We start from the raw sequence: 11,313 nt of genomic DNA, 5'->3' as shown, positions 1-11,313 counted from the left end.
GGACCAGGCGAGGTCGAGGCGGCGATCACGTGCCACGGGAGCCGCCTGCTCGGCTCGCGGACGCAGCAGCAGCCAGGGCCAGCGCGAGCCCGAACCCGGTCGCCAGGTCGATGCTGTCGAGCGGGAACTGCTTCTCCCGCTGCACCTGGAGCACCAGGGCGATCACGGCTCCGAGCAGGATGGTCGCGGCAGCGGTCTGCGCCCAGCGCGGTCGTGACGCCAGCGCGGTCCCGACCACGGCCCCGAGCGCGACCACCGGTCCGCCGACGGCGTACGCCACCAGACCGAGCCCGAGCCCCACGGCCGCGCGCCCGGCGAGCTGCCGACGACGCTGCCGGTGACGTCCCCCGCTCGCTGCAGCGGGTGGGCTCGAAGCCGCCGCACCGATGAGGTGCGCGCGGGCCGGGCCCAGGCGCGTCGTCACCGCTGTGACCAGGCCGGCGAGGAGGATCAGCGCGAGCACGACCAGCCCGCCGACCAGGAGGATGCGGTAGGTGCGCTGCGGCTCGTAGGTGAGGACCACGTCGCCGGCAGCGGTCGCCGGCACCGCCCAGCCCTGCGACCAGCCGTCCACCTGGAGCGGCTCCAGGACGACCCCGTCGAGGCGCGCGATCCAGCCCGCGTTGAAGCTCTGCGGCAGCGACAGGATCGCGGCCTCCCCAGCCCCCACGCGCACGACTCGCTCGGTCTCGCCCTCCTCGAGCACCTCGAGGGTGCGCGAGCGCTCCACCGGTCGTGGCTCGGTGACGCTGTCGAGGGTGAGCGCGACCGGCTGGAACTGAGCTGTCGCGCGCAGCTCGATCCGGTGCTCGCCTGCGTCGAGGGCCAGGCGCCGAGGCCCCCCGCAGGGCTGTACGCCGAGCTGTCCGGCTGCCACGACGGCGCCGATCTGGCCCGTGACGCGGGTGGGCACCGTGGTGCCGTCGACGATCAGGTCGGGGCCGAAGCCGCACACCGATCCCGTGGGGGACGAGCCGTCGAGAGGCCGGGTCAGTCGGGCCCCGGAGAGCTCGACCTCACTCGCGCCGAGGGCGTAGAAGCCGTCGTCGGGTCGGCTGAAGGTGATGCTGAGCCTGCGTGCGCGCAACGGCTCGAACGCGGCCTCGCCGTCGAGCGCGACTTCTCTCGTCTCGGTCCCGGCCTCGATGACGGCGCGGGTGGGCACCCGGGCGATCTGGGCCGGCACCTCGACCCGGAGCGAGCGGAGGGTGCGCTGGCGGCCCAGGTCGATGCGGAGGGTCGGCTCGCGGTCGCGCGGGTCGGCGATCCACGACGTCGTCGAGTCGCCGTCGTACGCCATTCGCGGGGAGACCTGGGGGTCCTGGCCGAACGACGAGCTGCCGCGGACCTGAGGGCCGGCCTGGGGCCGCACGAGCTCGGCCGTCGCCTCGTTCGAGCGCGCCACGACGAGTCCTGAGACGTCCCACCGTCCGTCGGCGGCGACGGTGAAGGTGCGGTCGATGCCGGTGGACTCCTCCGGGGCCCGCTGACGTTGCAGGTCGCAGTCGGGGCCGAGGAGGGTGCTGATGCACGCCCGCCGCTCGGGGAAGGCGGTGAAGAGCAGGTCGGGTGTCGCGGACAGGTCGACCTGCGGCACCTCCAGCGTGCGGTCGACCGTGAGTCCGTCGATGCTCACCTCCGCCAGACCGACCGGGTCGGAGCGATTGGGGGTCGAGGCGACCTCGATCCTCAGGTGCCGCCCGGTGGCGCCGTCCAGGTCGGCCACGGCCCGTCCGCTGAAGGGGTCGCTCGTGGCGGTGACCGTCGTGCCGCCGAGGCTGAGGCTCCACGTCTCCACGCTCTGCAGGCCGAGCGGTGCCGTGGCTTGCTGGAGGACGACCTCGTCGAGCACCCGCTCCCTGCCTAGGTCGACGTCGATCCACTCCTCGTTCGGGTCGACGAAGGGGGCGGTCTTCCAGAAGGTGCTGCTGTCGCCGTCGAAGGCAGCCCACGGCGCGTTCTCGGGACGCACCTCGCCGATGATGTCGGCGTAACCGGCCGACGTGGAGGCCGTCACCGCGAGGAGCCCGTCGTACGACGCGACCACCGGAGCCGCGCCCGGTGGGCCCGGGTAGTTGGGCAGGACCCGCCCGCCGCGGTAGGCGTCCTCGGCTGTCATCACGTTGGTGACCGCCTGGTGCACCCGACCGAAGGCCCGCTCCCGTCGCCGGAAGCCGTCGCCCTGGAGATCGGCCGGCGCCTGCCACGACTCGTCGCCCTGCACGAGCATGGCCTGGTCGTCGCCGACCAGGCCCGCACCGACGGCGGTGACGGCGTCCTCGACCGACGAGGCCACCGTGACGCTGTCGTCGACGTCGCGCAGCTGGTAGCCCTCCACTCCCTCGACCCCTTCGCCGCGCTCGTCGGTGAGCGCGAAGACCTCGATCGCGGGACCGAACGACAGCTGGCCGAAGGTCTCGACCTGCTTGATCCCGGGCGATCGACCCAGTGCGACCCGCACCAGGTTGGCCGGCGTTGCCTGGGACACCTCCTGGTCGAGGTCGTGGCGCAGGACGATCCGGTCGATCCCCACGCGCCGCAGCATCTGGGCGAGGTACGGCGACCCGGCACCGGTCGTGAGGTAGAGCTCGAGGCTGCTGAGCATCCGGATCGTCGCCGCCGGCACGAGCGGCACCTGCGACCGGGTGACCCACGGGGAGGTACCGAGGACCTGGAGCGGCTCCTCCATCGTCCAGCCCCAGGTCTGGATCCCGAAGGCCGAGCCGGGCACGATCCACGCGGCACCCGAGCCCTGGGTCTCGTCGAGGTAGGCCGAGGCCTCCTGCCAGTAGTCGGGGATCTCCTCCCACCCGGGCGTGCGCAGGTTGGTGTCGGCGATCGGCGCAGCGAGCGTCGCCACCGCCAGCGCCAGGGCCCCGACGACGATGCCGGCCGTGGCTCGACGCCAGTGTGAGAGCGAGGGACCACCGGGCCTGCGCTCACGCAGCAGCGCGATGAGCTGACCGAGCAGGACCGCCACCCCCAGGCTGATCGGCACCCGGAGGATCGGATCGGCCTTCGGCACGTTGCGCAGCGGCGCCAGGGGTCCGTCGAGCAGGTCCTGGAGCGGCTGGCTCAGCGGACTCGGGAGCAGGCCGGTGTGGGCGATGCAGAGGCTGGTGATGCCCACGGCGGCGGCGATCAGCAACGGCGTGCGGAACGGGCCGTGACAGCGCATCAGTCCGAGGACGCCGACCGCTGCCACGACGCCACTCGCCAGGACGACCCACACGTCGTACGAGACGTCGTACCCGGCGGGCCACCAGGGGCGTCCGCCGACCACGATGTAGTCGACCCAGTTGCTCGTGCCGCGCAGACCGTTGGAGAAGCCCGCGGTGAGAGTCGTCGTGCGGGCGTCCTCGACGTAGTCGAAGAACGGTGGGCTGTAGGCGCCGAACTGCACGAGGGCCAGCGCCCACCACGCGTTGACGGCCACCATCAGTCCCGCCCAGCCGAACCCCATCCGCCAGCTGAGCCGGTGTGACAGCACGGCCCAGGCCATCACGATGATCAGCAGCACCGACGGTGCGAACGTCGCGGTCCCGTTGACGCCGCCGCTGAAGGCGAACGCCGCGGCGGAGAGCACTGCCGCGCGCCACGGCTGCAACCGACCCGTGATCGCCAGGACCAGCGGTAGCAGGGCCCAGGGCAGCACCGCGCCCGGCAGGATCTCCGCGCTGCGGACCCCCAGCTCGGCCACCATGCGGGGGCTGAGCCCGTAGGCGAGCCCGGCGAGAGCCGCCGCCCAGACGTCGAGGCCCAGCGCGAGCGCGACCCGCCGCAGCCCCTCGCAGGCGACCACGAGGACCAGCAACGACCACAGGCGTTCGGTGACCCACGGCGCCACTCCGGCCTCGATGAGGCCGGAGAAGAACGGGCCCTGGGGCCAGAGGTAGCCGTAGGCCTGGTTCTGCAGCTCACCCAGGGAGACCCGCGAGCTCCACAAGGTGAAGGTGTCGCGGAGGAACTGCGTGGGGGCGTTGGTCAGGTCCAGGCGGGTGTCGGAGGTGGTCTGGCCGAACTTCTCGGTGAGGATTAGGACGCCGAGCACGAGGTAGGCAGTGACGGTCAGGGTCGTCGCGCGCGCAGCGTCCCCGCGGTCGTTCCCGCGGTCGTTCCCGCGGTCGTGGCTGGTCGCGCGGGGCGAACGGGTCTCGAGCATGGCGCGCTCACTGTACGTGCGTGCCGTGCAGGCTGCGGGTGTCGCTGTGGAACACTCCCCGGGTGTCTGAGGCGACCTCCCGACGAGCGGTGACCAACGGTGGCGTGATCGCCGTGGCGATCGGGGTCATGAACGTCGCGACCTACGGCTTCACCATCGTCGCGGCCACCGCCCTCGGCCCCCAGCAGTACGGCGCGTTCGCGGCGGTGATGAACCTGCTGATGGTGGTGAGCGTCGCCCAGCTCGCGCTCCAGGCCACCGCCGCGCGCCGGATCTCCTCCACTCCTGGAGACGTGTCGGTCATCGAGAGCGGGATCCGACGGGTCACCTGGTCCACCGCGCTGGCGCTCGGCGCGCTGTTGCTCCTCGCCGCCCCGCTGATCAACTACCTGCTGCGGCTGGAGAGCCTGCTCACCGCCCTGCTCGTCGGCGCCATCGCCGTCCCCCTCACCATCATGGGTGGCCAGGCCGGCACCCTCCAGGGCGAACGCCGGTGGAGACCACTGGCTCTGCTCTACGCCGCAGCCGGCGTCCCCCGCCTGCTCGTCGGCACGGCGCTGATCCTCTGGCAGCCCGAGGAGTTCACCGCCATCCTCGGCGTCTTCCTCGGCGCCCTGGCCCCCGTGGCCGTCGGCGCGGTCGCGCTGCGCGACCGCGTGCACCACGAGGTGCCGCCCTCCGCCGAGGACCACGGCGTCCGAGCCCTGGTGCGCGAGCTCGGCCACAACTCGCAAGCGCTGCTGGCCTTCTTCGCCGTCACCAACGTCGACGTGATCCTGGCCCGCAACGTCCTCGACAACGCCGACTCCGGCCTCTACGCCGGAGGCCTGATCCTCACCAAGGCCGTGCTGTTCCTGCCGCAGTTCGTCGTCGTGGTGGCCTTCCCCAACATGGCCGACGCGCAGGAACGCCGTCGCGCGCTCCGCCTGAGCCTCGCGGCCGTCGCCGGGCTCGGCGTCGTCGGTGTCGCGCTGGCGTACGCGCTCTCCCACGTCGCGCTGCTCTTCGTCGGCGGCTCGCAGTACTCCGCCGTCGAGGACCGGCTGTGGCTGTTCGCGATCCTCGGCACGCTGCTGTCGATGATCCAGCTGCTCGTCTACGCCCTCATCGCCCAGCGTGGCGGCCGAGCCACCTGGCTGCTCTGGGTGGCGTTGCTCGCGATCATCGTCGGCGCCCCGCTCACCGCCTCGATCAGCGCGCTGCTGCTGCTCGTGATCGTCGTGGACGCGGTGCTGCTCGTCGGGCTCGTGCTGTCGGTGGTCGTCTTCGCTGCTCCCCCGGCCACCCCGACCCCGGTCGTCGAGTAGCCGGCCCCAGCGACGAAGGAGCGGGCCGGCGTATCGAGACGCCGTGAGCCACACGCCAACCGTCCCCACCGTCGGCGCGCACCTCACTTGGTTTCGTCGCGCTCGTGCGCCTTCGCAGGCTCAGGCGCGTCTCGCGACGCCGCTCGCTCGTGCCTCGCGACCGGCTGCTCGCTTGACCCCGCCCCGTCAGTGCGCGGCTTCGTGCCAGGTACGGCCGGTGCCGACGGAGACGTCGAGCGGCACGAGGAGGTCGGCGGCACCGCCCATCTGGGCCCGCACGAGCGCCTCGAGGGCCTCGGTCTCCCCCGGGGCGACGTCGAAGACGAGCTCGTCGTGCACCTGGAGCAGCATCTTCGAGGCCAGACCGGCCTCCTCGATGGCAGCCTGGGTGTTGAGCATCGCGACCTTGATGAGGTCGGCCGCCGAGCCCTGGATGGGGGCGTTGAGCGCCATCCGCTCCGCGATCTCGCGGCGCTGACGGTTGTCGCTGGTGAGGTCGGGCAGGTAGCGCCGCCGACCCAGGATCGTCTCGGTGAAGCCGGTGCGCCGCGCCTCGTCGACGACCTCGGCCAGGTAGTCGCGGATGCCGCCGAAGGTCTCGAAGTACTCGTCCATCATCACCCGGGCCTCGCTCGGCTCGATGCCGAGCTGACCGCTGAGCCCGAAGGCCGACAAACCGTAGGCGAGGCCATAGTTCATCGCCTTGATCTTGGCGCGCATCTCGACGGTCACGTCGGCGGCATCGACCTCGAAGACACGCGAGGCTGTGATCGAGTGGAAGTCCTGTCCGGACTTGAACGCCTCGATCAGCAGCTCGTCACCCGAGAGGTGCGCCATGATGCGCATCTCGATCTGGCTGTAGTCGGCCGTCATCAGGCACTCCTGGCCGGGGCCGACGACGAAGCCCTCGCGGATGCGGCGCCCCTCCTCGGTGCGGACCGGGATGTTCTGAAGGTTGGGGTCGGTCGACGAGAGCCGCCCCGTGGCGGCGATCGTCTGGTTGAAGGTCGTGTGGATGCGACCGTCGCCCGCCACGGTCTTGAGCAGCCCGTCGATCGTCTGGCGCAACCGGATGACGTCGCGGTGGCGCAGGAGGTGCTCGAGGAAGGGGTGCTCGGTCTTCACGTAGAGCGCCTGGAGCGCGTCGGCGTCGGTGGTGTAGCCGGTCTTGGTGCGCTTGGTCTTCGGCATGCCGAGCTCGTCGAACAGCACGACCTGGAGCTGCTTGGGCGAGCCGAGGTTGATTTCCTTGCCGATCGTCGCGTACGCCGCCTGCGCGGCGTCGCGCACCTCGGTGTCGAACTGTGAGGACAACAGCTCGAGGTGCTCGACGTCGACGGCGATGCCGACCTGCTCGAGGCGGGTCAGCAGGCTCACCAGGGGCAGCTCGACCTCGGCGAGCAACCGGGTGCCGCCGTGCTCCTCGATCGCCTCGTCGAGGGCGTCGGCGAGGTCGAGGACGGCGCGCGCCTGGAGCATCGCGGTCGCCGGCACGGCCTGGCCGTCGTCGAAGAGCGCCTCCTGCTCGGCGGCCTCCTCCTGCTTGAGCTCGCGCTTGAGGTAGCGCAGCGTCAGGTCGGCCAGGTCGTAGGAGCGTTGGTCGGGACGCACCAGGTAGGCAGCGAGAGCGGTGTCGGAGACGACGCCCGCGAGGGTCCAGCCGTGCGCGGCCAGCGCCAGCGCCGGGCCCTTCGCGTCGTGGAGCACCTTGGGCCGATCTGGGTCGGCCAACCAGCTCGCCAGGGCGGCGTCGTCCTCGGCGCCGAGGGCGGAGGTGTCGACGTACGCCGCACGCCCGTCGCCCGTGGCCAGCGCGATCGCGTCGACCTGGCCGGAGCCGGCACCCCAGGTGCCGCGGACGTTGACCCCGGTCCGGTCGGTGCCGACCGCTTCGAGCCACGCACCCACTGCGCCTGCCTCGAGCACCGCGCCGTCGAGGTCGAACCCGCTGCCGTCGACGTCCTCCTCGCTCTCGAGGGAGTCGAAGAGACGGTCGCGCAGCACGCGGAACTCGAGGCCGTCGAAGAGGGTGTGCACCTCCTGACGGTCCCAGGGACGCAACGCCATCTCGGAGGGCAGCAGGTCCAGCTCGAGGTCGCGCACCAGCGCGTTGAGGCGCCGGTTGCGCATCACGTCGCCGAGGTGCGCTCGCAGCGACTCGCCCTTCTTGCCGGTGATCTGGTCGGCGTGGGCGATGACGTTGTCGAGCCCGTCGAACTGGTTGATCCACCGGGCCGCGAACCCCGGGCCCACGCCCGGCACGCCGGGCAGGTTGTCGGAGGTCTCGCCCACGATCGCCGCGAGCTCGGGATAGCGGTGCGGGGGCACGCCGTACTTGGTCTCGACGGCCTCGGGAGTCATCCGCGCGAGGTCGCTCACCCCGCGCATCGGGTAGAGCACGGTGGAGTGCTCGGTGACGAGCTGGAGGGAGTCGCGGTCGCCGGTGAGGACCAGGACGTCCATGTCGTCGGCCAGCGCCTGGGTGACGAGGGTGGCGATGATGTCGTCAGCCTCGAAGCCGGGCTTCTTGAGGTAGGGGATGCGCAGCGCGTCGAGGACTTCCTCGATCAGCGGCAGCTGGCTGCCGAACTCGTCGGGCGTCTTGTTGCGCTTGGCCTTGTATTCGGAGTACTCCTCCATGCGGAACGTCTGGCGCGAGACGTCGAAGGCAACCGCGACGTGCGTCGGCTGCTCGTCGCGCAGCACGTTGATGAGCATCGAGGTGAAGCCGTAGACCGCGTTGGTGAACTGCCCCGTGGTCGTCGAGAAGTTCTCCACCGGCAGGGCGAAGAACGCGCGGTAGGCCAACGAGTGACCGTCCAGCAGCAGCAGTCTCGGGCGGGTCGGGGCGGTCTCGGCACTCACGCGCGTCACCCTAGATGACGGCGCCGACGCCGCGCCCTGCGCGGGTCAGCCCGGGTCAGCCACGGTCAGCCACGGTCAGTCGCGTCAGCCCGCTGCGCGCGAGCGCCGCATCGAACGCCGCGCCGCGATCACGCGGGTCGCCGCGCGGCCGTTGCCTCCGGCGACGGTGAGTCCCGCGCGCTGCCCGCGCAGTCGCGCGCGCACCACCGGGACCGACGCCAGGCGGTAGGTCGCCTGCGCGCTGAAGCCCAGGCGGGCCATGAAGCGGTTGGACTCCCTCGCCCCGGGCGAGACCGCCGTGCTGAGCGTGACGATGTCGTGCTGCTCGGCAAACGCGAGGGCGGCCTCCATCAGGGCGTGGCCCACGCCCTGACGCCGCACGTCGGGCAGGACGATCGGCGAGACCACGCGGATCGTCGGCTCGAGGTTGAGCGACGAGACCGTGTCGACCAGGAGCAGCACTGCTCCGGCGGGGCGGGCATCGTGCTCGGCGACCACCAGCCGATGGGTGCCCAGGACGTCGACCCGCTCGAGGATTGCGACCAGGTCGGCCCGCTGCACCCCGGACTCGCCGCGGCGCAGGCTCGTGGACCACAGCCCGGCCAGGAAATCCAGATCTTCGAGGACGGCGTCCCGCACCACCACCTGCGAGCGACCCATTGCGCCACCTTGCTTCCGCCGGTGCTCCTGCGAGCACACCTGACCCCCGGGAGCGACCACCATGGGGTCGCGGGACGGGAGCACACTACGCTCGGCTGCTCGCACCTGTCCTCCCAGCCTCGTCCAGACATCGATTGAGAGCCTTCGCAGATGTTCCCCGGAGTCGGTACCGCCGTGAACGTCGCGACCGTGCTGGTCGGCGCGGTGCTGGGCAAGCTGCTCGGCAACCGGCTCCCCGAACGCACCCGCGAGCTGGTCACGGACGGTCTGGGCCTGGTCACCCTGCTGATCGCCGCGACGTCGGCGATGGCCGTGCTGGACCCGGCGCTCTCCGACGTCGTCGGCACGAGCGCTCCCCTGCTGATCGTGCTCGGCTCGGTGCTGATCGGCGGCATCATCGGCTCGCTGCTTCGCCTGGAGTCGCGCGTGGAGCGCTTCGGGGGTGTTCTCCAGCGACGACTCTCCGGCAGCTCGGACTCCGCCGAGCGCCAGCGCTTCATCGAGGGCTTCGTCGTGGCCTCGCTCATCTTCTGCACCGGACCGTTGACGATCCTGGGCTCCCTCAACGACGGCCTCGGCAACGGCGCCGACCAGCTCTACCTCAAGGCGACCCTCGACGGTTTCGCCGCGATCGCCTTCGCTGCCTCCTTCGGCTGGGGTGTCGCGGCGAGCGCGCTGACCGTCGTGCTCGTGCAGGGATCTCTGACCGTCCTCGGCGTCGTGCTGGGCGACGTGCTGCCCGAGGCGCACCTGGCTGCGATCACCGCCACCGGCGGCCTGCTGCTCGTCGGCGTGGCTCTGCGCCTGCTCAAGATCCGCGACCTCGCCGTGGCCGACCTGCTGCCCGCCCTGCTGGTGGCGCCGGCGCTGGTGTCACTCGTGGCTGCCCTGAGCTGAGGGCTCCACACGATCGGCGCACGACCTTGATCAATGCGTTATCAGAGTTTCCACGCGCGAGGCCTCGCAGGCCGTAGGGTGCAGCGTCGAGGTATTCCCGGACACCTCCATGGCGACAGGAGCTACATGCGCACCGTCCACACCAGCCCACCGCGTCGGCAGTCGCAGCGGGCCCAGCGCTCCACCGGAGCGGCGTTCCTCGCCGCTTCGCTGCTAGCGCTCTTGACCCTCGTGACCCTGGCCGGGCCACTGTCTGCGGCCGCGCAAGCGGCGACGCCGTCGGGCAGCCCCGCACAAGCGTGCGAGGGCACCCCGATCGACAAGACCGTCAAGGGCACGTTGATCAACAACGCCAATGATGGCGCTCCTGTCCCAGGGGTTGCCATCCTGGTCACCAACTGCGACGGCGAGGAGTTCCCCGGCGAGACCGCCGAGGACGGCTCCTTCGAGATCCCCATCACCTCCGGCTTCGGCATCGTCACCGTGAGTCTCGACCCCGAGACGCTGCCCGAGGGCGTCACGATGCGCGAGGGCGCACGCACGACCAACACCCTCACCGGCAACCTGACGGTGCTCAACACCACGTTCCTCATCGGGCCTGACAACCGCAGCCTCGAGGGCAAGTGGGACCGCGTGCCGGGCCTCATCTACTCCGGGCTCCTCTTCGGCCTGATCATCGCTCTGGCCGCGCTCGGGCTCAACATGATCTACGGCACGACGGGCCTCACGAACTTCGCGCACGGTGAGCTCGTCAGCTTCGGCGCGATCGTGACCTTCTTCCTCAGCAGCGGAGTCGGGATCCCCTTCACGGACGCGGAGATCAACCTCCCGTTCCTGGTGGCCGTGCCCATCACCGTGATCCTGGCCATGGGCTTCGGCTACCTGCAGGACTCCTGGCTGTGGCGCCCGCTGCGGCGACGCGGCACCGGCCTGATCGCGGCCATGATCGTCACGATCGGTCTCGGTTTCTTCCTGCGCAACATGTACGCCTACTTCACCGGCTCGCGCTTCGAGACCTACGCCGAGTACTTCACCCCGGCAGGCAAGTCCTTCCAGGGCCTGTTCACCTACACCGATCGCGACCTGCTCATCGGCGCGATCTGCATCCTGACGCTCGCCGTCGTGATCGCCGCCCTCAGCTACACCCGCCTGGGACGCGCCACGCGGGCAGTCGCGGACAACCCGGCGCTGGCGGCCGCGACCGGCATCAATGTCGACCGCGTCATCTCACTGGTCTGGATCGTCGGCACCGCGCTCACAGCCCTCGCCGGTGTCTTCCTGGGCTTCCAGCTCGGCGTGACCTACCAGATCGGACAGCTCACGCTGCTCCTGCTCTTCGCGGCGATCACGGTGGGTGGCCTCGGCTCGATCTGGGGCGCGGTGCTCGGCGCGGTGATCATCGGTCTCCTGACGGACCTCTCC

The 11,313-nt window shown here is 71.1% G+C and carries 6 protein-coding genes; 3 read left to right on the top strand and 3 right to left on the bottom strand.

The window, feature by feature from the left end:
* Positions 1-25: 25 nt before the first annotated feature.
* Positions 26-4,162, bottom strand: a complete 4,137-nt coding sequence (locus VOI19_RS05680; protein WP_323791989.1) for an alpha-(1->3)-arabinofuranosyltransferase domain-containing protein — start codon at positions 4,160-4,162, stop codon at positions 26-28.
* A 62-nt stretch (positions 4,163-4,224) separates the two neighbouring features.
* Between VOI19_RS05680 and VOI19_RS05675 the strand changes: the two genes are divergently transcribed.
* Complete coding sequence (locus VOI19_RS05675; RefSeq protein ID WP_323791988.1) at positions 4,225-5,469, top strand: polysaccharide biosynthesis protein; 1,245 nt, start codon at positions 4,225-4,227, stop codon at positions 5,467-5,469.
* Between the two features lie 186 nt (positions 5,470-5,655).
* On the opposite strand, the gene polA is transcribed toward VOI19_RS05675, so the two are convergent.
* Complete coding sequence (gene polA, locus VOI19_RS05670; protein ID WP_323791987.1) at positions 5,656-8,334, bottom strand: DNA polymerase I; 2,679 nt, start codon at positions 8,332-8,334, stop codon at positions 5,656-5,658.
* A gap of 84 nt (positions 8,335-8,418) precedes the next feature.
* Positions 8,419-8,994 (bottom strand): GNAT family N-acetyltransferase, encoded by a 576-nt coding sequence (locus tag VOI19_RS05665; RefSeq protein WP_323791986.1) that lies wholly within the window; start codon positions 8,992-8,994, stop codon positions 8,419-8,421.
* A gap of 150 nt (positions 8,995-9,144) precedes the next feature.
* On the opposite strand from VOI19_RS05665, the gene VOI19_RS05660 reads away from it, so the two are divergent.
* Complete coding sequence (locus VOI19_RS05660) at positions 9,145-9,891, top strand: DUF554 domain-containing protein (RefSeq protein WP_323791985.1); 747 nt, start codon at positions 9,145-9,147, stop codon at positions 9,889-9,891.
* A 126-nt stretch (positions 9,892-10,017) separates the two neighbouring features.
* Positions 10,018-11,313 (top strand): branched-chain amino acid ABC transporter permease (locus VOI19_RS05655; protein WP_323791984.1); only part of this gene is annotated, 1,296 nt, incomplete at its 3' end.

Origin of the sequence: Nocardioides sp., assembly GCF_034670285.1 — a bacterium.
In the GTDB taxonomy this organism is placed as follows: domain Bacteria; phylum Actinomycetota; class Actinomycetes; order Propionibacteriales; family Nocardioidaceae; genus Nocardioides.
The sequence above is the reverse complement of the archived record's forward strand: the minus strand, read 5'-3'. Positions and strand labels throughout refer to the sequence as shown.

Coding starts and splice junctions, on each gene's coding strand:
- VOI19_RS05680 (WP_323791989.1), bottom strand. CDS start 4,162: ATGCTCGAGACCCGTTCGCCCCGCGCGACCAGCCACGACCGCGGGAAC.
- VOI19_RS05665 (WP_323791986.1), bottom strand. CDS start 8,994: ATGGGTCGCTCGCAGGTGGTGGTGCGGGACGCCGTCCTCGAAGATCTG.
- VOI19_RS05660 (WP_323791985.1), top strand. CDS start 9,145: ATGTTCCCCGGAGTCGGTACCGCCGTGAACGTCGCGACCGTGCTGGTC.